The organism is Actinomadura sp. WMMA1423 (assembly GCF_006547145.1).
Taxonomy (GTDB): domain Bacteria; phylum Actinomycetota; class Actinomycetes; order Streptosporangiales; family Streptosporangiaceae; genus Spirillospora.
This window is the reverse complement of sequence record NZ_CP041244.1, coordinates 353,349-373,932: the sequence shown is the minus strand read 5'-3', so window position 1 is coordinate 373,932 and position 20,584 is coordinate 353,349. Positions and strand designations below refer to the sequence as shown.

General features: G+C 75.2%; 19 protein-coding genes. 10 read left to right on the top strand and 9 right to left on the bottom strand.

What is annotated here, in order from left to right:
• Positions 1 to 45: 45 nt before the first annotated feature.
• The 3 genes from FKD65_RS01830 to FKD65_RS01820 all read right to left on the bottom strand — a co-directional run bounded on the left by FKD65_RS01830 (position 46) and on the right by FKD65_RS01820 (position 3,924).
• Positions 46 to 1,389 (bottom strand): RNA polymerase sigma factor, encoded by a 1,344-nt coding sequence (locus FKD65_RS01830; protein ID WP_141575647.1) that lies wholly within the window; start codon positions 1,387 to 1,389, stop codon positions 46 to 48.
• A 268-nt stretch (positions 1,390 to 1,657) separates the two neighbouring features.
• Positions 1,658 to 2,680 (bottom strand): cation diffusion facilitator family transporter, encoded by a 1,023-nt coding sequence (locus FKD65_RS01825; protein WP_141575645.1) that lies wholly within the window; start codon positions 2,678 to 2,680, stop codon positions 1,658 to 1,660.
• A gap of 80 nt (positions 2,681 to 2,760) precedes the next feature.
• On the bottom strand, positions 2,761 to 3,924 hold the full coding sequence (locus FKD65_RS01820) for an AMP-binding protein (protein WP_141575642.1): 1,164 nt from the start codon (positions 3,922 to 3,924) through the stop codon (positions 2,761 to 2,763).
• A 112-nt stretch (positions 3,925 to 4,036) separates the two neighbouring features.
• On the opposite strand from FKD65_RS01820, the gene FKD65_RS01815 reads away from it, so the two are divergent.
• From FKD65_RS01815 to menD, 3 genes are all read left to right on the top strand, one after another.
• Positions 4,037 to 4,936 carry a 1,4-dihydroxy-2-naphthoyl-CoA synthase gene (locus tag FKD65_RS01815; protein WP_141575640.1) on the top strand — a complete coding sequence of 300 codons (900 nt, stop codon included), beginning with the start codon at positions 4,037 to 4,039 and terminating at the stop codon, positions 4,934 to 4,936.
• Positions 4,937 to 5,000: 64 nt separating this feature from the next.
• Positions 5,001 to 5,951, top strand: coding sequence for an o-succinylbenzoate synthase (locus tag FKD65_RS01810; protein WP_141575637.1), 951 nt, complete (start codon positions 5,001 to 5,003; stop codon positions 5,949 to 5,951).
• Entirely contained in the window at positions 5,948 to 7,615 is a 1,668-nt protein-coding gene (gene menD / locus FKD65_RS01805; protein WP_141575635.1) for a 2-succinyl-5-enolpyruvyl-6-hydroxy-3-cyclohexene-1-carboxylic-acid synthase, read from the top strand. Before FKD65_RS01810 ends, menD begins: the two co-directional genes overlap by 4 nt.
• Before the next feature lie 172 nt (positions 7,616 to 7,787).
• Here the strand turns inward: menD and FKD65_RS01800 are convergent, their stop codons facing one another.
• A complete protein-coding gene (locus tag FKD65_RS01800; protein WP_141575633.1) occupies positions 7,788 to 8,576 on the bottom strand; it encodes a tyrosine-protein phosphatase in 789 nt (262 codons plus the stop codon).
• A 225-nt stretch (positions 8,577 to 8,801) separates the two neighbouring features.
• On the opposite strand from FKD65_RS01800, the gene FKD65_RS01795 reads away from it, so the two are divergent.
• The 3 genes from FKD65_RS01795 to FKD65_RS01785 all read left to right on the top strand — a co-directional run bounded on the left by FKD65_RS01795 (position 8,802) and on the right by FKD65_RS01785 (position 11,972).
• Positions 8,802 to 9,833 (top strand): acyl-CoA desaturase, encoded by a 1,032-nt coding sequence (locus tag FKD65_RS01795; RefSeq protein ID WP_141575631.1) that lies wholly within the window; start codon positions 8,802 to 8,804, stop codon positions 9,831 to 9,833.
• A gap of 21 nt (positions 9,834 to 9,854) precedes the next feature.
• Positions 9,855 to 10,670, top strand: coding sequence for an Fpg/Nei family DNA glycosylase (locus FKD65_RS01790; protein WP_141575629.1), 816 nt, complete (start codon positions 9,855 to 9,857; stop codon positions 10,668 to 10,670).
• A gap of 120 nt (positions 10,671 to 10,790) precedes the next feature.
• Positions 10,791 to 11,972 (top strand): serine hydrolase, encoded by a 1,182-nt coding sequence (locus FKD65_RS01785; protein WP_141575627.1) that lies wholly within the window; start codon positions 10,791 to 10,793, stop codon positions 11,970 to 11,972.
• 24 nt (positions 11,973 to 11,996) lie between these two features.
• Here the strand turns inward: FKD65_RS01785 and FKD65_RS01780 are convergent, their stop codons facing one another.
• From FKD65_RS01780 to FKD65_RS01765, 4 genes are all read right to left on the bottom strand, one after another.
• Positions 11,997 to 13,064 carry a YafY family protein gene (locus FKD65_RS01780; RefSeq protein WP_141575625.1) on the bottom strand — a complete coding sequence of 356 codons (1,068 nt, stop codon included), beginning with the start codon at positions 13,062 to 13,064 and terminating at the stop codon, positions 11,997 to 11,999.
• Between the two features lie 41 nt (positions 13,065 to 13,105).
• Positions 13,106 to 14,401: an isochorismate synthase MenF gene (locus tag FKD65_RS01775; RefSeq protein WP_205718512.1), complete on the bottom strand. Its 1,296-nt coding sequence runs from the start codon at positions 14,399 to 14,401 to the stop codon at positions 13,106 to 13,108.
• A gap of 206 nt (positions 14,402 to 14,607) precedes the next feature.
• Positions 14,608 to 15,195: a biotin transporter BioY gene (locus tag FKD65_RS01770; RefSeq protein WP_141575619.1), complete on the bottom strand. Its 588-nt coding sequence runs from the start codon at positions 15,193 to 15,195 to the stop codon at positions 14,608 to 14,610.
• Between the two features lie 176 nt (positions 15,196 to 15,371).
• On the bottom strand, positions 15,372 to 16,076 hold the full coding sequence (locus tag FKD65_RS01765) for a spermidine synthase (RefSeq protein ID WP_141575617.1): 705 nt from the start codon (positions 16,074 to 16,076) through the stop codon (positions 15,372 to 15,374).
• A gap of 86 nt (positions 16,077 to 16,162) precedes the next feature.
• Here FKD65_RS01765 and FKD65_RS01760 point away from each other — a divergent pair, with 86 nt between their 5' ends.
• The 3 genes from FKD65_RS01760 to FKD65_RS01750 all read left to right on the top strand — a co-directional run bounded on the left by FKD65_RS01760 (position 16,163) and on the right by FKD65_RS01750 (position 18,666).
• Positions 16,163 to 16,963, top strand: coding sequence for an SDR family NAD(P)-dependent oxidoreductase (locus FKD65_RS01760; RefSeq protein ID WP_141575615.1), 801 nt, complete (start codon positions 16,163 to 16,165; stop codon positions 16,961 to 16,963).
• Between the two features lie 13 nt (positions 16,964 to 16,976).
• Positions 16,977 to 17,615 (top strand): GNAT family N-acetyltransferase, encoded by a 639-nt coding sequence (locus FKD65_RS01755; RefSeq protein ID WP_141575612.1) that lies wholly within the window; start codon positions 16,977 to 16,979, stop codon positions 17,613 to 17,615.
• Between the two features lie 61 nt (positions 17,616 to 17,676).
• Positions 17,677 to 18,666, top strand: coding sequence for a S1C family serine protease (locus FKD65_RS01750; RefSeq protein WP_141575610.1), 990 nt, complete (start codon positions 17,677 to 17,679; stop codon positions 18,664 to 18,666).
• Between the two features lie 6 nt (positions 18,667 to 18,672).
• Here FKD65_RS01750 and FKD65_RS01745 read toward each other — a convergent pair whose 3' ends face one another.
• Positions 18,673 to 19,677: a GlxA family transcriptional regulator gene (locus tag FKD65_RS01745; protein WP_205718511.1), complete on the bottom strand. Its 1,005-nt coding sequence runs from the start codon at positions 19,675 to 19,677 to the stop codon at positions 18,673 to 18,675.
• A gap of 105 nt (positions 19,678 to 19,782) precedes the next feature.
• Between FKD65_RS01745 and FKD65_RS01740 the strand changes: the two genes are divergently transcribed.
• Positions 19,783 to 20,577, top strand: a complete 795-nt coding sequence (locus FKD65_RS01740; protein ID WP_141575605.1) for an NAD(P)H-dependent oxidoreductase — start codon at positions 19,783 to 19,785, stop codon at positions 20,575 to 20,577.
• Positions 20,578 to 20,584: the final 7 nt, after the last annotated feature.

Below are 20,584 nucleotides of genomic sequence, written 5' to 3'. Positions count from 1 at the left end.
GACGGTCTCGCGGGCCCTTTCCGCATGTGCCGGGCCGGCGACGGCTCAGACGGCGAAGTCGAGCAGCGGCCGGGCGTTGCTGGGGTGCCGCAGCTTGGACAGCGACTCCTTCTCCAGCTGCCGGATCCGCTCGCGGGTCAGCCCGAGGGCCTTGCCGATCTCGTCCAGCGTGCGCGGCGTCCCGTCGTAGAGGCCGAACCGCATCGCCATGATCTTGGCCTCGCGCGGGGAGAGGATGTCGAGCGTGCGGCGCAGCTGGTCGGCCATGAGCTGGCGGTCCACCAGCTCCGAGGCCTCGGGGCTGTCGGTGTCCTCGATGAGGTCGCCGATCCGGGTCTCGCCGTCCTCGCCGATGGTGGAGTCCAGGCTGATCGGCTGGCGGCTGGTGCGCAGCAGCTCGCGGACCTGCTCGGGGCTCTTGTCGAGCTCGGCGGCCAGCTCCTCGGGGGTGGGCTCGCGGCCCAGGCGCTGGTGCATGTCGCGCTCGACGCGGCTCAGCTTGCTGAGCATCTCCAGCACGTGGACGGGCAGCCGGATCGTGCGGGCCGAGTCGGCGAAGCCGCGCTGGATGGCCTGGCGGATCCACCACATCGCGTAGGTGGAGAACTTGTAGCCCTTGGAGTAGTCGAACTTCTCCACGGCGCGGATCAGGCCGAGGTTGCCCTCCTGGACGACGTCCAGCAGCGACAGGCCGCGGTCGGAGTACTTCTTGGCGACCGACACCACGAGCCGGAGGTTGGCCTCCAGCATGTGGGCCTTGGCGCGGCGGCCGTCGGCGGCGACCCATTCCAGGTCGGCGCGCACGGCGGGGGACAGGTCCTCGGTCTCCAGCTTGTGCTCGGCGTACAGGCCGGCCTCGATGCGCTTGGCGAGGTCGACCTCCTGCTCGGCGGTGAGGAGCTGGCGGCGCCCGATGGCCTTGAGGTAGGTGTGGACGGAGTCGCCCATCGTGGTGGACTGGTCGTCGAGGTCGGCGGAGGTCTCCTCGACCTCGACCTCGGTGACCTCGAAGCCCTCCTCGACGGGGGCGTCGGCCTGGCCGCCCGTCCGCGGCGCCGTGCCGGCGGTCTTGGCGGTGCCCCTGCGGGCGGTGCGCCTCTTGGCGGCGCCCGCGGCCCTGGAGGCGTCCTGGGCGGTCTCCCCTCCGGCGTGGTCGGCGGCCGCGGCCATCTTGCGGACCGCGTCGGACTCGCCCGCCAGGCTGATGCCGGCCTCGGACAGCTCGCGCAGGATGGAGCGGCCCTGGGCCGGACTGATGCCGGCGGCCTCGAAGGCCCCTCTCACCTCGTCGAGCGAGAGGCGCCCGTGGGCGCGGCCACGCTTGAGGAGGTCGTTGAGCGCGGGGCTCGGCGACTCCGTGAGCGGGGTCTCGACGGCGCTTCGCGGCATGGGGACACCCCCCTCCCTTCGGTGTATGAGTGCGGCGCGGATTGTGTTCGCTCGTGGCGCACGCACTTAACGGAACGTCGCAGGACGGGCCTGTTGTTCCCGGCCCCATCGCCGGGCGGCGCTCCGCCGGGGGATCGTGAAAGGAGCGATCCAGACGTTCGTGGTGCCCACAGCCGGCGGCTTCACACCGCCCGGACCCCTGCGAATCGACCTTACTGCGTAAAGGCCCCTGGTCGTGGCGGCGGTCGTGACGACGTGAGAAAGACCACTACGCCTCCGAATCCTTGGGCCGCAATGTCCGACCATAACGCGCGATGACGCGTTCGCGCAGCTCAGGGTCGTCGCGGGGCACCGGCTCGAGGAACACCTCGTCGATCTCCTCGTGCGCGCCGCGCAGGTCGCCGGCCATCCGGACGCAGGCCCGCTCCACCTCGGCGGCGGTGAGCGAGTCGCGGAAGTCGAGCCGGGCGCAGACGAGGATCCGGTCGGCGCCGAAGGTCACGGTGACGATGTCGACGACCCACTCGACCTCGGGCGCGCGTCCGAGGCGCGCCCGGACGTCGGCGACGATCCGCGGGTCGGCCTGCGAGCCGATCAGCAGGTTGAGGTTGATGCGGCCGAGGACGAGCGCGACGGCGGTCAGCAGCACGCCGATGAGCAGGGACCCCACGGCGTCCCAGGCCGCCGACCCGGTGAGCTGGTGCAGGCCGAGCCCTCCGAACGCGATGACCAGGCCGACCAGGGCCGCCGAGTCCTCCAGCAGGACGCTGATCGCGGTGGGCTCGTCGGTGCGGCGGATGTAGGCGCGCAGCGGCAGGTCCTCCGCCCGCGCGGCGGCCCGGACCTGCCGGACGGCCTGCTGCCACGAGACCGCCTCCAGCACGAACGCCACCGCGAGCACGGCGTAGCCGACGACCGTGCCGGACTCGCCGGCCCCGCGGTGCCCGGTGAGCGTCTGGATCCCCTGGTAGAAGGCGAACAGCGCGCCCATCCCGAAGATCGCGACGGCGACGAGCAGCGTCCAGATGTAGCGCTCCTTGCCGTAGCCGAGCGGGTGGCGGCGGTCGGCGGGGCGCCCGCTGCGGCGCAGCCCCACCAGCAGCAGCACCTCGTTGAAGCTGTCGGCGATCGAGTGCGCGGCCTCGGCCGCCATCGACGCCGACCCGGTGATCAGCGCGGCGGCGACCTTGGCGACGGCGATGCCGAGGTTGGCGGCGAACGCGAGCGCGACGGTCACGCGGCTCTCGTCCTTCGGTCCGCCGTCCCGCCGCTCGTCGCCGTCTGACGCCATGATCCGTCCTCTGCCCAGGGGGTCGCCGTGCCATGCGCCGGCCGGGGGCCCGCCGTGCGCGCCCCGCCGGTGCGCCGCGCTCAGCGCGCCGTGGCGCGGAGCCGGGCGCGGTCGGGCTTGCCGGACGCCAGCAGCGGGATGGCCTCCACCAGCTCCAGCTCGCGCGGCGCCGCGTACGGGGGCATCGTCTCGCGGACGAACGCCCGCAGCTCGGTCAGCTCCGGCAGGCCGGAGGCCGCGGGGACGACGACGGCGGTGACCCGCTCGCCCCACTCGGGGTCCGGCCGGCCGACCACGACGACGTCGCGGACCTTCGGGTGCCGCGACAGCACGGTGGCGATCTCGCCCGCGACGACCTTCTCCCCGCCGGTGTTGATCACGTCGTCGAGGCGGCCGCGGACGCGGAGCCGGCCGTCCTCGACCGCGCCGAGGTCCTGGGTGAGGAACCACTCGCCGTCCCTGGCCGCGGCGGTCAGCTCGGGCCTCAGCCGGTAGCCGGTGAACAGCGACGGGCCGGCGAGGCGGATCCGGCCGCCGTCGCCGAGCGCGACGCGCATGCCGTCCAGGGGCGTGCCGTCGTAGACGCAGCCGCCGCACGTCTCGCTCATGCCGTAGGTGGTGAAGACGCGGGCGCCGCGCCCGCGCGCCTCGGCGAGCAGGCCGGGGGAGGCGGCGGCCCCGCCGAGGACGATCGCGCCGAGCCGCGACAGGTCGGCGCCGATGTCCAGCAGCCGGCGCAGCTGGGTCGGGACGAGGGAGACGTGGAGCCCGCCCGCCCCGGCGACGGCGGCGGCGTCGAAGCGGGGGGCGATGACCGGGTCGGTGCCGGCGACGAGGGCGCGGACGAGGACCTGGACGCCGGAGATGTGGCTGGTGGGCAGGCAGCACAGCCAGCGGTCGCCCGGCCCGGCCCCGATCCGGGCGAGGGTGCCGGCGGCGGAGTGGCGCAGCGCGGCGGCCGACAACTCGACGAACTTGGGGGCGCCGGTGGACCCGGACGTCGCGATCAGCACGGCCGTGCCCGCGTCGAGGGGGGCGCGCCCGCCGGCGGGGGAGTGCGGGGCGGCGCCGTCCGCGGTCTCGACCGCGTCCGGCGCCAGGGCGTCGAGGAGCGCGCGCAGCGCGGCGCCCGGCAGGTCGGGGGAGAGGGGGCAGATCGCGGGGCCTCCGTCGAGGGCGCCGGCCAGGGCCCGCAGCAGGCGGGGGCCGGGCGGCAGGACGACGGCGTGCAGAGGGCGATCCATGACCTCGTCAGCGTAGACGACCCCGCTGAACGCGTTCAAACCCGGGGCGCGGTTGAATGGGGCCCGAGCGCCGCGCCCGGCCGCGGCGCGTTCGCCCGACGGAGAGGAAGACATGGTCTCGGAGCTGTTCGACGCGGACGCCTGGAAAGAGGTCGAGGGGTTCGGCTTCACCGACATCACCTACCACCGGGCCGTCGACCACGGGACGGTGCGGGTGGCGTTCAACCGCCCGGAGGTGCGCAACGCGTTCCGCCCGCACACGGTGGACGAGCTGTACCGGGCGCTGGACCACGCGCGGATGTCCAGTGACATCGGCTGCGTCCTGCTGACCGGCAACGGGCCCTCGCCGAGGGACGGCGGCTGGGCGTTCTGCTCGGGCGGGGACCAGCGGATCCGCGGCAGGGACGGCTACAAGTACGCCGAGGGCGAGACGTCCGACACGATCGACCCGGCGCGGGCGGGGCGGCTGCACATCCTGGAGGTGCAGCGGCTGATCCGGTTCATGGGCAAGGTCGTCATCTGCGTGGTGCCGGGCTGGGCCGCCGGGGGCGGGCACAGCCTGCACGTGGTGTGCGACCTGACGCTCGCCAGCCGGGAGCACGCGCGCTTCAAGCAGACGGACGCGGACGTGGCGAGCTTCGACGGCGGGTTCGGCTCGGCGTACCTGGCGCGGCAGGTGGGGCAGAAGTTCGCCCGGGAGATCTTCTTCCTGGGCGACACCTACGACGCGGAGGCCGCGCACCGGATGGGCATGGTGAACGCCGTCGTCCCGCACGCCGAGCTCGAGGCCACGGCGCTGGAGTGGGCCCGGAAGGTCAACGGCAAGAGCCCGACCGCCCAGCGGATGCTGAAGTTCGCCTTCAACCTCGTCGACGACGGCCTCGTGGGTCAGCAGGTGTTCGCGGGGGAGGCGACGCGCCTGGCCTACGGCACCGACGAGGCCGCCGAGGGACGGGACTCGTTCCTGGAGAAGCGCGATCCCGATTGGTCGCGTTTCCCGTGGTACTACTAAGTGTCCAAGCGCACGGTGTGAGCCCGAAACGCCGTGATTGAGGGTCAGGTCAGGGGGTCGGCGGGTGCGGGTCTACTCCATCCCGATGCGGACGCGGTTCCGCGGCGTGACGCGCCGGGAGGGGGCGCTGCTCCACGGCCCCGCGGGCTGGGGGGAGTTCTCGCCGTTCGCCGAGTACGGCCCGGCCGAGTGCGCCCGCTGGCTGGCCGCGGCCCGCGAGGCCGCGCGGGAGGGCTGGCCGGCGCCCGTCCGCGACCGGATCCCGGTGAACGCGACGATCCCCGCGGTCGACCCGGAACGGGCCTTTCGGATGACCCGCGAGTCCGGGTGCCGGACCGCGAAGGTGAAGGTCGCCGAGCGCGGCCAGAGCGACGCCGACGACCTGGCGCGGGTGGAGGCGGTGCGCGCCGCGATCGGCCCGCGGGGCAGGGTCCGGATCGACGCGAACGGCGGCTGGGACGTCGACCGCGCCGCGCGGATGATCCGGTCGCTCGACCGGTGGGAGCTGGAGTACGCCGAGCAGCCCTGCGCGACGCTGGAGGAGCTGGCGGCGGTGCGGCGGCGGGTCGACGTGCCGATCGCCGCGGACGAGTCGATCCGCCGCGCCGAGGACCCGCTGAAGGTGCGCGCGGCGGGCGCCGCCGACGTGGCGGTGCTGAAGGTGCAGCCGCTCGGCGGCGTCGCGGCGTCGCTGCGGGTCGCGGAGGCGTGCGGGCTGCCGGTGGTGGTGTCGAGCGCGGTGGAGACGTCGGTGGGGCTGGCGGCGGGGGTGGCGCTGGCCGCCGCGCTGCCGGAACTGCGGTACGCGTGCGGGCTGGGCACCCTGTCGCTGCTGGAGGGCGACGTCGTGCGCGACCCGCTGCGCCCGGCGGCGGGGGAGGTCGAGGTGCGCCGGCCGGAGGTCGACGAGGAGGCGCTGCGCCGCTGGGAGGTGCCCGGCGGGCCCTGGCACGAGCGGGCGCTCGCCGCGCAGGCCCACCTGGAGGGCCCCGCGGTGGTCGAGGTGGCGCCGTGAACCCGGCGACCGCGCTGGCGACCGTCCTGGTCGACGAGCTGGTGCGCTGCGGGATGACCGACGCGGTGCTGGCGCCGGGCTCGCGGTCGGCGCCGCTGGCGCTGGCGCTGCACGCGGCCGAGGAGGCGGGCCGCCTTCGGCTGCACGTGCGGATCGACGAGCGGTCGGCGTCTTTCCTCGGGCTCGGCATCGCGAAGCGGTCGGGTCGGCCGGTGATGCTGGTGTGCACGTCGGGGACGGCCGCGGCGAACTTCCATCCGGCGGTGGTCGAGGCGCACGAGTCCGGCGTCCCGCTCATCGTGGTCACGGCCGACCGGCCGCCGGAGCTGCGCGACACGGGCGCGAACCAGACGATCGACCAGGTGAAGCTGTACGGGACGGCGGTGCGGTGGAGCACCGAGGTCGGCGTCCCGGAGAACCGGCCCGGCATGGTGGCGTACTGGCGCTCGCTGGTGAGCCGCGCGTGGGGGCTGGCGCAGGCGCCCGTCGCGGGTCCGGTGCACGTGAACGCGGCGTTCCGCGAGCCGCTGATCCCCGACGGCGACGAGACGTGGTGCGAGCCCCTGGACGGGGACGCGACCGGCGCGTGGACGAAGGTGCGTCCGGCGACCCCCGGCTCGGTGCTGCACGTCCCGCCGACGCGGCGCGGCGTCCTGGTCGTGGGGGACGGCGCGGTCAACGTCAAGCGGTACGTGGCGGCCGCGTCGATGGCCGGCTGGCCCGTCCTCGCAGAGCCGAACGGCAACGCCCGCTACGGCGACCACGCGCTGTCGTCGCACCATTTCCTGCTGGGCGTCCCGGAGTTCGTGGAGCGGCACCGCCCCGAGGTGGTGGTGACGCTGGGCAAGCCGGGCCTGTCGCGTCCGCTGCTGTCGCTGCTGCGCCGCGCGGAGGAGCACATCGTCCTGGCGCCGGACCTGGCGCACTGGCCCGACCCGGTCCGCTCGGCGACGCAGGTGGCGCCCGAGGTCGAGATCCCGGTGGTGTCGGGCGACGACGCGTGGCTGAAGTCGTGGCGGTCCGCCGACCAGGCCGCCGCGGCGGCGGTCGACGCGGTCCTGGACGCCGTCCCCGAGGTGAGCGAGCCGCGGCTGGCCCGCGACATGGTCGCGGCGCTGCCGGGCGGGTCGCTGCTGTTCACGGCCGCGAGCATGCCGATCCGCGACCTGGACCAGGTGATGCGGCCGCGGCGCGGCATCCGGATCATGGCCAACCGGGGCGCGAGCGGCATCGACGGGCTGGTGTCGACCGCGATGGGCGCGGCGCTGGCGCACAGCGGCCGCTCCTATGCCCTGCTCGGCGACCTGGCGTTCCTGCACGACCAGAACGGCCTGATCGTGGGGCCGCGGGACCGCCGGCCCGACCTGGCGATCGTCGTGGTGAACAACCAGGGCGGCGGGATCTTCTCCCTGCTGCCGCAGGCGGCGCTGCACGGCCCGTTCGAGCGGGTCTTCGGCACCCCGCACCAGGTGGACCTGGAGTCGGTCGCGGCCGCGCACGGCCTCCCGTACCGGCGGCTCGGCGCCGCCGCGGAGCTGCCGAAGGCGCTGGCGGGGGAGGGGCTGCGGATCATCGAGGCCCGCACCGACAGGGAAGCGAACGCGGCCCTGCACGCCGACCTCCGCAAGGCCGCCCAGGCGGCCGTCCGCGACGTCCTCTCCTGACCTGCGCGAACCTCATGCGCGACCAGCGCGCGGCCCTATTTACTTGAGTGTTCAAATTACAATGTAAAGGCGCCGGGTTGAGTGCATTCCCAAACATCAACAAACAAAGAGACCCTCCACCAAGCGGTGGCCTCGAGCGGCCTCGGCTGAGGCCGCTCGAGTGGGCGGGCCGTCAGCCGAGGAGTCGCTCGCGGAGGGCGTCGGTGTCCTCGGTGGTCCAGCCGTGTCCGGCGAGCCAGCCCAGGGTCCCGCCGTGCTCCTCGTCGACGCGCGTGAAGAGCTTCTCCATGATGGCGGCGTGGGGCTGGTGGCTGTCGGCCGGGCGGGAGTCGAGGTCGGCGGCGTAGGTCTCACTCCCGCGAAGGCGCCGCAGGACGGCCTCGAGGCGCTCGCCGGTCTGGGCGTAGTCGGCGACGATCGCCTCCCGGGTGACGCCGGCCACGTCGAGGGCGAGGGCGCAGACGACGCCGGTGCGGTCCTTGCCGGCGGCGCAGTGGACCAGCGCGGCCCCGTCCGTGCGGGTCATGACGCGCAGGGCGGCGACGACGGAGTCGCCGCGATCGGCGAGGTAGCCCAGGTAATGGCCTGTGGAACGGTCCTGTTCGGGGGCGTCGGAGGGGCGTTCCTGCCAGGGCAGGGCCTTGGCGACGTCGGCGGCGACGTCGGTGTGGCGGCCGCCCTCGGCGAACAGCGACAGGTGGTGGATCGTCACGGACGGGACGCGGGTGAGGGGGCCGGGTCCTTCGAGGCGCACTTCGGCCTCGCTGCGCAGGTCGATGACGTTCTTGAGGGCGTAGTCGCCGACGAGGAGCCGGACGTCGGCGACGGACAGGTCCTGGAGGTTGTCGGAGCGCAGGACCCGTCCCCGCCGGGTGGCGCGGCCGTCGACCGTGGGGAGGCCGCCGAGGTCGCGGGCGTTGACGGCGCCGTCGAGTTCGATCCACCGGGAGTCGTCGTCCATGACTTGTGACCCTATATGGCAGCCCTGCCCGGACTTCGGGGTAGGGGCCCGGTTTGGCTGTCGTCCCTCGGCCGGTTGGGAGGAGCGGGTGACAACCGGGACCTGGGAGCCAGAAGGTGAATGGCTCCCTAGCGGGGCGACTGGGCGGTGTGACACTCCGTAGCTTTCGAGGCGTCTTCATCCGCGCCTCGCGCGGTGCCCCGCCCTCCGGTGATTGGAGCCTCGATGCCCGCTACCCTGTCCGCCCCGTCCCGACCGTCCGAGCGGTCGGCCGGCAGTGACTTCGCGCCGCTGGCACGGCGTGTCCGCGAGAGCGGGCTGCTGGACCGCCGGCGCGGCTACTACGCGCGGGCGGTCGGGCTGAACCTGGCGGCGACCGCGGCGGTGTGGGGCGCGGTCGCGTGGGCGGGGAGCAGCTGGTGGACGGTCCTGCTGGGCGTTCCGCTTGCGGTGCTGGCGGCGCGGATGGCGTTCCTGGGCCATGACGCGGGGCACCGGCAGATCGCCCGGAGCGCGCGGGGGAACCGGTGGCTGGGGCTGCTGTTGGGGAACCTGCTGCTGGGGATGGGGCACGGTTGGTGGAGCGACAAGCACAACCGGCACCACGCGAATCCGAACCATGTCGGCAAGGACCCGGACGTGGGGGAGGGCGTGCTGGCGTGGACGAGTGAGCAGGCGGCGGGCAAGCGGGGCGTGCTGCGGTGGGTGGCGCGGCACCAGGCGGCGCTGTTCTTTCCGCTGCTGACGTTGGAGGGTGTGAACCTGAAGGTGGGGAGCCTGCTGTTCCTGCGGGGGCGGTCCCGCCGGGACCAGCTCCTGGAGGGCGGTCTGCTGCTGGCCCACGCGGTGGCGTATCTGGGGCTGGTGTTCGCGTTGCTGCCGGTGGGGCAGGCGCTGGTGCTGCTGGCGATTCAGCACGCGGTGTTCGGCGTGCATCTGGGCGCGGTGTTCGCGCCCAACCACAAGGGGATGGCGATGCCGGGGCCGGGGGAGCGGTGGGGCCATCTGCGGCGGCAGGTGCTGACGTCGCGGAACGTGCGGGGCGGGGTGGTGACGGACTGGCTGATGGGGGGCCTGAACTATCAGATCGAGCACCACCTGTTCCCGGGTGTTCCGCGGTGCAACCTGCGCCGGCTGCGGCCGCTGGTGCGTGAGCACTGCGCGGCGGTGGGGCTGCCCTACGCGGAGACGGGGCTTGTGGAGTCGTACCGGCTGGCGCTGAGTCACATGCGGGAGGTCGGGGAGCCCCTGCGTTAGGGCGGGACTATGCTCCGGGCCATGCCCGAGGGACACACGATCCACCGTCTGGCCGCCGAGCATCAGGGGATGTTCGGCGGCCTTGCCGTCGCCGCCTCGAGTCCTCAGGGGAGGTTCGCCGAGGGTGCGCGGCAGTTGGACGGGCGGGTGCTGGTGTCGGCGGACGCGCACGGCAAGCATCTGCTGCTGGGGTTCGAGGACGAGCGGACGCTGCATGTGCATCTCGGCATCTACGGCAAGTACATGTTCGGGGAGGGGCCGGCGCCCGCTCCGGTGGGGTTGGTGCGGTTGCGGCTGGAGGGCGGTGGGGGGTTCGCGGACCTGCGCGGTCCGAACGCGTGCGAGTTGCTGGAGCCGGGGGAGGTGAAGCTGCTGCGCGACCGGCTGGGGCCGGATCCGCTGCGGGAGGACGCCGATCCGGAGGTGGCGTGGCGGCGGATCAGCCGGGCGCGGACGCCGATCGCGGTGCTGCTGATGGACCAGTCGGTGGTGGCGGGTCCGGGGAACATCTACCGGGCGGAGGTGCTGTTCCGGCAGGGGATCGATCCGCGGTTGCCGGGGCGTCGGTTGGCCGCCCGGCAGTGGCGGGCGGTGTGGGACGACCTGGTGGGGCTGATGGCGGCGGGGGTGCGCGCGGGGCGGATCGACACGGTGCGGCCGGAGCACATGCCGGAGGCGATGGGGCGTCCGCCGCGGGTGGACGGTCATGGCGGTGAGGTGTACGTGTACCGGCGCGCGGGTCAGCCGTGCCTGGTGTGCGGGACGGCGGTGGCGACGGCGGAGCTGGCGTCGCGGAATCTGTTCTGGTGTCCGGGGTGCCAGCCGCCGGCGGTGTGAGGTGCCGGTCGGGGCGCGGGTGAGGTGCCGGTCGGGGGCCGCGCAGTGGGGATGTCCCCCCTTTTGATCTTGGGGTGTGCCTGATCGCGGGCGTGCGGGGGGCGGTCCTAGCGTTCGGGCATGATTTCGATTCTGCGAAGGCGCGTTGCTGTGGCGCTCGGTGTCGTGGCGTTGCTGGCCGTCGATGTGGCTCCGGCGGTCGCGGGGCCCGCCGGTTCGTCTCCCGCGGAGCGGCTGCGCCGGGATGCCGAGGCGATCCGTGCTCTTGGCGTCAGCGGTGTGCAGGCGCGTGCGGTCGGTCCTGGCGGTCGGGAGTGGGTCGCCGTCAGTGGGACGGCCGAGCTGGGCACGGGGCGCCCGGTGCGGCCGGACGGCTACTTCCGGATGGCGAGCACGTCCAAGACACTGGTCGCGGTCGTGGTCCTCCAGTTGGAGGCCGAGGGCAGGCTTTCTCTGGACGACACCGTCGAGCACTGGCTTCCGGGGGTGGTGCGGGGCGGTGGCAACGACGGCGGCCGGATCACCGTCCGGAACCTGCTGCAGCACACCAGCGGCATCCATGACGACCTGCCCGGGTACACGACGCCGGAGGAGTACTACCAGCAGCGTTACGACGTCCACGAGCCGGAGGAGCTGGTGGCGCGGGCGATGGCCCATGCGCCGGATTTCCGGCCCGGTGAGGGCTGGGGTTACTCCAACACCGGCTACGTCCTCCTCGACATGATCATCGAGAGGGTCTCGGGGCGTCCCGCGCACCGGGAGGTCGAGGACCGCGTGCTGCGTCCGCTGGGCCTCGACCAGACCCGGTGGGTGGGGACCTCGCCCGTCCTGCCCCGGCCGCACGCGAGGGCCTATGAGCTCTTCGGGCCGGGTGCGGAGGTGGACGTGACCGAGCAGGTGCCGGTGGACCACGAGAACCTTTCGTGGGTGACGACCACGCGGGACGAGAACCGGTTGTTCCGGGGGCTGCTGGGGGGCCGTCTGCTGCCGGCGCGGCAGTTGGCGGCGATGAGGCGGACGGTTCCGGTGAGCGCGGAGGTGCAGCTGCTGTGGCCGGGCGGCCGGTACGGGCTGGGGCTGGTGGAGCGGCCGCTGAGCTGCGGGGGGAGCTACTGGAGCCATGAGGGCGGGGACGGCGGCTACATCACTCTCAACGGGGTCACCGGTGACGGGAGGCGGAGCGTGGTGGTGTCGATGTCGGAGGCGCGGGGTGACAGCCTGGAGCACGTGGTGGAGCAGGAGGGCGCGGCGAGCGCCCTGGTCGACCACGCGCTGTGCGCCGGGGGGCGCGGGGCTCGGTGAGCGGGGCCCGGGCCGCGTCGGTGGTCAGTTCTCGGCCGGGGTGTAGCGGGCGGCGATGGCGCGGGCGGTGGCGGCGATCATTTCGCGCAGGTGCGGGGGGTCGATGACCTCGACGTCGGCGCCGAGTTTGAGGAATTCGACGTGGGCGTGGCGGACGGACTCGATGGGGAGGGTGGCGTGGACCCAGCCGTCGGGTCCGGGCGGGGTGGCGGTGTTGAGGGCGGCGCGGGCCATGGTGGGCGGGAGGAGGATCTGGGAGCGGGTGAGGCCGTCGGGGGAGAGCTTGACGGTGGCGTGTTCGCGGTAGGCGTCGGCTTCGAAGCGTTCGGCGTAGGCGGCCCAGTAGGCGGCGAGGTCGAATCCGTGGGGGCGGTCGAAGTGGCCGGGGAGGGCGTGGAGGGTGAGGACGCGGGAGACGCGGTAGGTGCGGGGGTCGCGGGCGGTGTCGCCGGCGGGTGTGGCGGGGGGCGGGTCGTGCGCGTCCCGGTGGTCGTCGGCGCGGTGGTCGTCGGCGCGTTCGTCGTCGGCGGGGCGGGCGATGAGGTACCAGGTGCCGGCTTTGAGGACGACGCCGAGGGGTTCGAGGAGGCGGGTGACCTGCTGGGGGTGGCGCCAGCGGCGGTAGAGGACCTGGATGCGGCGCTGGTTCCAGACGGCGTCGGCGATGGCGTGCAGGTGGGGGACTTCGTCGGGTGAGCGGAACCAGCCGGGGGCGTCGAGGTGGAAGCGGTCGCGGATGCGGGCGGCGCGGGTGCGCAGGTCGGGCGGGAGGGCGGCCATGAGTTTGAGTTCGGCGGCGAGGACGTCGCCGAGGCCGAGTTGGGAGGCGGGGCCGGGCAGGGCGGACAGGGTGAGGGATTCGGCCTCGGTGGCGGTGAGGCCGGTGAGGCGGGTGCGGTAGCCGTTGAGGAGGCGGTAGCCGCCGTCGGGTCCGCGGTCGGCGTAGACGGGGACGCCGGCGGCGCTGAGGGATTCGACGTCGCGGTAGACGGTGCGGACGGAGACTTCGAGTTCGGTGGCCAGTTCCCGGGCGGTCATGCGTTCCCTGGTCTGCAGGAGCAGGAGGAGGGACAGCAGCCGGCTCGCGCGCATGGGTCCAGTGTGCCGGGCGGGGGAGGCGGCCGGGGAGGCGGTCAGCCGTGGAGGGCGTACTGCATGGGGCGGAACTTGGCGCGGGCTTCGGCGAGTTCGGCGTCGGGGTCGGAGTCGGCGACGATGCCGCAGCCGGCGAACAGGCGGGCGCGGGTGCCGTCGATCTCGGCGCAGCGCAGGGCGATGCCCCATTCGCCGTCGCCGCGGGCGTCGACCCAGCCGACGGGTCCGGCGTAGCGGCCGCGGTCCATGCCTTCGAGTTCGCGGATGAGGTCCATGGCGGTGCCGGTGGGGGTGCCGCAGACGGCGGGGGTGGGGTGCAGGGCGGCGACGACGTCGAGGACGGAGCGGTCGGCGGCGAGGCGGCCGCGCAGGGGGGAGGCGAGGTGCAGGACGTTGGGGAGGGTGAGGAGTTCGGGTTCGTCGGGGACGGTGAGGTGGGCGCAGAGGGGGGTGAGGGCGTCGCGGACCATTTCGGCGGCGTAGCGGTGTTCTTCGCGGTCCTTGGCGGAGGCGAAGAGGGCGGCGGCGCGGGCCTGGTCGTCGGCGGGGGTGTCGCCGCGGGCGGTGGTGCCGGCGAGGACGAGTGACTCGATGTCGCCGCCGGTGCGGCGGATGAGGAGTTCGGGGGTGGCGCCGACCATGCCGGCGCAGGAGAAGGTGTAGCAGCCGGGGAAGCGCGCGGCGAGGCGCTGGAGGAGGACGCGGGGGTCGATGGGGCCTTCGGCGTGGACGGTGAGGTCGCGGGCGAGGACGACCTTGCCGAGGTGGCCGGGGCGGCCGGTGTGGGCGGTTGCGTCGACGGGGCGGGGCGGCGGCGGGGCGAGGTGGCCGCGGCGGATGCGGTCGACGGCGGCGGCGACGGCGTGCTTCCAGGCCTGTTCGGGGAGGGCTCCGTCGCTCCAGCGCAGGCCGGCGGGGGCCTGGGGCGGGTGGGCGAGGGCGAGGGGTTCGGTGTCGTCGCCGATGGTGGTGAGCCAGGCGCGGCCGTCGCGGCGGCCGAGGATGCGGCGGGGGACGATGAGGGTGGAGTCGGGGGACCGGGGGTCGAAGCCGAAGGTGCCGAAGGCGACGGGTCCGGAGCCGGGGACGTCGACGGTGTCGTCGACGGCGGCGGAGCCGAACAGGTCGCGGAGCAGGCGGGCGGCGGCGTCGAAGCGGTCGTCGCCGCCGGGGAGGGTGAGGCGGGCGGCTTCGCCCCAGCCGACGATTCCCTCGCCGTGGCGTATCCAGGCCAGCGCGGAGGGGTGCGGGAGCCGTGCGATGAGGTCGCCCGGGTCGGGGACCGGGACGGTGCGGACGGTGAGTCGGTCCGGTGCTGTCACGGCGAGCTTCACGTGAGCCACTGTACGCCAGATTTGAACCTGTTCAAACGGGCGGGGTGGCGGGGGGTGGTGAGGCGTGCGCCACATCGGCCCGTCTCGGGGCGGGCGATGGCGAGGCCCGGACCGTCCCGGGATGGGGCGTGCTGGTGGGGCGTATGCCCGTTCGTCCCGTCCCCATGCGCGGGGACGGGACGAAGGCGGGCGGCGGGTGCGCGGGTTCAGCGCCGGCCGGCTCCGGTGATCTTCCAGGCGGCGGGCAGCAGCCCGGCGGCCAGCAGGACCTTCAGGGCGTCGCCGAGCAGGAACGGGGTGACGCCCAGGTCGAGGGCCTTGGCCAGGTCGACGTGGAGGGCGGCCATCAGGTAGGGGACGCCGGCGGCGTACATGATGGCGGTGCCGGTGAGCATGGTCGCGACGGTGCGCAGGGGGGTGCGGTCGCCGCCGAGCTGCGCGAGCCGTCCGACGGCGGCGCCGGCGGCGACGAACCCGATGACGTAGCCGAGGGTGGGGAACCCGGCGCCGGAGGTGCCGTCGGTGAACCAGGGGACGCCGGCCATTCCGGCCAGCAGGTAGACGAGCATGCCCAGGCCGGCGCGGCCGAAGCCGAGGGCGGCGCCGGCGAGGAGCACCGCGAAGGTCTGCCCGGTCACCGGCACGGGGGTGCCGGGCAGCGGGACCGCGACCTGGGCTGCGAGGCCGACGAAGGCGGCCGAGCCGATGACGAGCGCGGCGTCGCGGGCCAGCGAGCCGGGCAGCAGGTCGCCCAGGACGGCGGGGCGCCGCCGGGCTGCGTGGGCAGTAGCCACAGATCCTCCCAAAACGGTTGTGTCAGGCCGAAACCTAGCGAACTGCCCGTGCGGGGTGGACGGCGCGGCCTACAGAAACGAGCACCCCCGCTTTGTCGCCGCCCTCTCTCGGCCCCGCCGGACCGCCTCGCGCCGCGCCCGGCGGGGCCGTCGGACGGAGCCTCCGGTCGGGCCGGTCAGGTGGCGGAGCGGGTGCGCGGGCGGCAGGCGAGGTAGACCACGTCGGGCTCGCCGCGCGGCACCGGCACCGGGCGCGGCTCCACGGCCTCGAACCGGTCCCGCAGCAGCGCCTCGAACCGCGGCGCGGCGTTGGCGCTCCACACCGCGAGCACGCCGCGCGGTGTCAGCAGCGCCGCGAGGGCGTCCAGGCCGGGGGCCGCGTAGAGGCGGGAGTTTCCGGGCGTGACGGTCCAGTCGGGGCCGTTGTCGATGTCCAGGCACACCGCGTCGAAGCGGTCGGCGGGCGGGGCGGAGACGTAGTCGAGCAGGTCGGCGCGCTCCACGGTGACGCGGGGGTCGTCGAGGGCGCCCCGGGACCAGGGCCGCAGCGCGGTGGCGTGCCAGGCGACGACGGCGGGCTCGCGCTCGACGACGGTGACGTGCGCGACGCCGGGCAGGGTGAGGGCCTCGGCGAGGGAGAACCCGACGCCCAGGCCGCCGATGAGGACCCGCGCCGGGCCGCCGGGGCGCTGCGCGGCGACCTCGGCGGCGGCGCGGACCAGCAGCCGCTCGGACCCGCCGTTGCGGGTGTCCATCAGGAACACGCCGTTGCTGATGATCTCGTAGTCGCCGCCCGCCCGGCGCAGCACCAGCTCGCCGCCCAGTCCGGCGGCGCGCTCGACCACCACGGGCTCCTCGCGCGCGTCCGCTGCCGTTCCCATGCCCGCACCCTAGCCGCCCGCGGGGAGCGGGCATGCGCGATCAAGGGGGCTGGGCGGGGGCGGCGGCGTCCGCTACGGTGCCGGGCATGCCCGAGATCGCACCGTCCGGCGGGCTGCTGCCGGGCCGCCGGATCCTGGTCGTCGGCGCGGGGACGCGGCCGAGCGACGATCCCGCCGCGCCGGTCGGCAACGGCCGCGCGATCGCGGTCGCCGCCGCGCGGGAGGGCGCCGCGGTGGCGTGCGCCGACCTCGACGGGCGCGCCGCGGGGCGGACCGCCGAGATGATCGAGGCGGAGGGCGGCCGGGCGCGGGTGGTGGTGGCGGACGTGGCCGATCCGGCGTCCTGCGACGCCGTCGTGGCGAGGGCCGTCGAAGGCCTCGGCGGCCTGGACGGGATCGTGTTCAACGCCGGGATCGGCGTCGGTTACGGGCTGGCGGGCACCTCGCTGGCCGACTGGGACCGCGTCCTGCAAGTCAACCTGCGGGCGCCGTTCCTGGTCGGCAAGGCCGCGATGCCGGCGCTGGAGGCGGGCGGGTCGATGGTGTTCGTCGGGTCGCTGGCGGGGACCAAGCCGGGCTCGCGGTCGCCGTCCTACGACGCCTCCAAGGCGGGCCTGACCGGGCTGGTGCGCCACATCGCCGCCGAGGGCGCCCCCCGCGGGGTGCGCGCCAACGTGGTGGCGCCCGGGCTGATCGACACCGTGATGGGGCGCGCCGCGTCCGCCGCGAACGCGGGCCGCGACCGGGTCGCCGGGCTGGTCCCCATGGGGCGGCAGGGCACGGCGTGGGAGGTCGCCGACGCCGCGGTGTTCCTGCTGTCGGACCGCGCCTCCTACGTGACCGGGCAGGTCCTGCACGTCGACGGCGGCCTTTCCACCCTCCGCTGACCCTGGGAGAGGCATGGACCACATCCCCGCCGGCGAGCCGGGCCCCGCCGGGCGCGCGGACGGGGCGGGGGCCGGTGTGGCGCTGCGCCCCGTCGCCGAGGACGACCTGCCGCTCATCGAGCGGCTGCGCACCGATCCCGGGCTGGCCGGGCCGTTCCTGTGGGCGGGGTTCACCGACGCCCGCGGGTTCCGGCGCCGGTGGGAGTGCGACGGCATGCTCGGCGAGGACATCGGGAACCTCGTGGTCGCCCGGGGCGCCGCGTTCCTCGGCATCGTCTCCTACCGGCGCCTGGCGGGCGCCGGGCCGGCGTGGTGCTGGAGCATCGGGATCTCGCTGCTGCCCGAGGCGCGCGGGCACGGCGCCGGGTCGCGGGCGCAGCGGCTGCTGGCGGAGTACCTGTTCGCGCACACCACCGCCCACCGGATCCAGGCCGAGACCGAGACCGGCAACCTCGCCGAGCAGCGCGCCCTGGAGAAGGCGGGCTTCACCCGCGAGGGCGTCATGCGCGAATGGGGGTTTCGCGGCGGCGGGTACCGCGACGAGGTCCTGTACAGCCTCCTGCGGTCCGACCTGCACCCGAACGGGGCGGACGGAACGGACGGGCACGGAGACGGCGCGGCCGGCGCGGCCGGAGCGGGCGGGGCGGGGTAGCCGGGAACACGCCTTCCCCTCCCACCGTTACCGTGTAACGATGTAATCATCGGGAGGTGCGATGGTCCCCCATGACAGCGATCCCCGCCAGGCCGGGCCCGGGCGGGACGAGCCGCCGCTGGACGCCTACTCCCGCGTCGTGTCCGCCGTCGCCCGGGATCTGACCCCGCGCGTGGCGGCGCTGCGCGTGCGGAGCCGCCGCGGCGAGGGCGCCGGGTCGGCCGTGGCGTTCACCGCCGACGGGTTCCTGCTCACCAACGCCCACGTCGTGGGCGACGCGTCCGGCGGGCAGGCCGCGTTCTCCGGCGGCGCCGCGGGCGCGTTCACCGTCGTCGGCACCGACCCCCTGTCCGACCTGGCCGTCGTGCGCGCCGACGGGCCCGTCCCCGACCCGGCCGACCTCGGCGACGCCGACGCCCTGGTCGTCGGGCAGCTCGTCGTCGCCGTCGGCAACCCGCTCGGCCTCGCCGGGTCCGTCACCGCCGGCGTCGTGTCGGCGCTCGGCCGGTCCCTGCCGACCTCGCAGCCCACCCGCACCGGCACCGCCGTCCGCGTCATCGAGGACGTCATCCAGACCGACGCGGCCCTCAACCCCGGCAACTCCGGCGGCGCGCTCGCCGACGCCCACGGCCGCGTCGTCGGCGTCAACACCGCCGTCGCCGGGATCGGGCTCGGCCTGGCCGTCCCCATCAACGCCACCACCCGCCGCATCATCGCCGCCCTCATCCGCGACGGCCGCGTCCGCCGCGCGTTCCTCGGCCTGGCCGCCGCGCCCGTCCCGGTCCCCGCCGCCCTGCGCGGGCGCATCGGCCAGGACGACGCGCTGCGCGTCGCCGAGGTCGTGCCCGCCAGCCCCGCCGACCGGGCCGGGCTGCGGCGCGGCGACCTGGTCCTGACCGCCGGCGGCGCGCCGGTCTCCCACGCCCAGTCGCTGCAGCGCCTGATGTTCGCCGAGGCCATCGGGCGGCCGCTGCCGATCACCGTGCTGCGCAACGGCGCCATGGTCGACGTCATCGCCGAACCCGTCGAGCTCGGCGCCGAGCACGCCTGACCCCCCTCACCCGCCGCCCGCGGGGCCTTCGGGGGGCCGCGCGGGCCCGGGGCCGCGGAACGTCGCGCGGTAGGACGAGGGCGACACCCCGAGCGCCGCGTGCAGGTGCGCGCGCAGCGACGCCCCCGTCCCGAATCCCGCCCGCTCGGCGACCCGGTCCACCGGAAGGTCGGTCTCCTCCAGCAGCAGCCGCGCCCGCTGCACCCGCTGCGCCGCGAGCCACACCTGCGGCGACACGCCCGTCTCCTGCCGGAACCGGCACGTGAACGTCCGCACGCTCATCGACGCCCGCTCCGCCAGCTCGGCGAGGGTCACCGGCCGGTCCAGCCGCTCCAGCGCCCACGCCCGCGCCGCGCCCGTCGAGGACCCCCGCGCCGGCGGCACCGGCAGCGCCGTGTACTGCGCCTGCCCGCCCTCGCGGTGCGGCGGCACCACCGTGCGGCGCGCCACGTCCCCCGCGACCGCCGCGCCGTGGTCGCGGCGGATCATGTGCAGGCACAGGTCGACGCCCGCCGCCTCGCCCGCCGAGGTCAGCACCGCGCCCTCGTCGACGAACAGCACCGCCGCGTCCACCCGCACCCCCGGGAACATCTCGGCCAGCCGGGCGCACGACAGCCAGTGCGTCGTCGCCCGCCGCCCCTCCAGCAGCCCCGCCGCCGCCAGCACGAACGCGCCCGTGCACACCGAGGCGACCCGCGCGCCCCGCCCGGCCGCCGCCGCCAGCGCCCCCGCCACCGGCCCCTGCCCGGGACGGCTCTCGTCCAGCACGTGCGAGGCCGGCACCAGCACCGTGTCCGCCGACTCCAGCGCCTCCAGCCCGTGCGGCACCGTCACCGCGAAATCGGCGTCCGCCCGCACCGCACCGGGCTCCACCGCGCACGACGCCACCTCGTACAGCGCGGCGCCCGCCGCCGACCGGGCCTGCCCGAACAGCTGGTGCACGATCCCCAGCTCCATCGGCAGCACACCCTCGCGCACCACCACCGCCACCCGGTGCACCCCGCCCGCCATGGCCCGATCCTTGCACACCATGGCCCACCGGCCACTCGCCGCCGCGTCCGCCCGCCCGGCAGCATCGGCACCGAGACGACCGCCGACCCGGAAAGAGGCCAGCCCGTGAACGTCCTGTGGATCTTCGCCCACCCCGAGGGCCGCTCCCTCAACGGCGCCCTGCGCGACCACGGCGCCGCGACCCTGCGCCGCGAGGGCCACCGCGTCCGCCACTCCGACCTGTACGCGATGGGCTGGAACCCGCTCGTCGGCCCCGCCGACTTCGGCCACGACCCCGCGCGGCGCCTCATCGTCGGCGCCGCCTCCGAACGCGCCCACGCCGCCGGCGCCCTGGCCCCCGACGTCCGCGCCGAACAGGACAAGATCCTTTGGGCGGACGCGCTGATCGTGCAGTTCCCCCTGTGGTGGTACGGGATGCCCGCCATCCTGAAGGGCTGGTTCGACCGCGTGTTCGTGCAGGGCTTCGCCTTCGGCGTGACCGGCCCCGACGGCCGCGCCCGGCGCTACGGCGACGGCGGCCTGGCCGGACGCCGCGCCCTGGTCGTCGCCACCGCCGGTGCCCGCGCCGCCGGGCTGGGCCCCCGCGGCGTCCACGGCGCCGCCGAGGACCTGCTGTTCCCCCTGCTGCACGGCACGCTGTTCTACACCGGCGTGGACGTCCTGCCGCCGCTGGTCGTCACCGGCGCCGACCGCGCCGGCCCGGGCGAGGGCGCCGCGGCCGCCGCCGCCCTCGACGCCCGCCTGCGCGTCCTGCCCACTGCCGACCCCATCGCCTACCGCGGTGAGCGCGACGGCGACTACACCGGCGACCTGGTCCTGCGCCCCCACCTGGCCCCCGGCCGCACCGGCCCCTCCATCCACGTCCGCCAGCCCCCGGCGCCCTGCGTCCGCCGCCCCTGACCCTGCC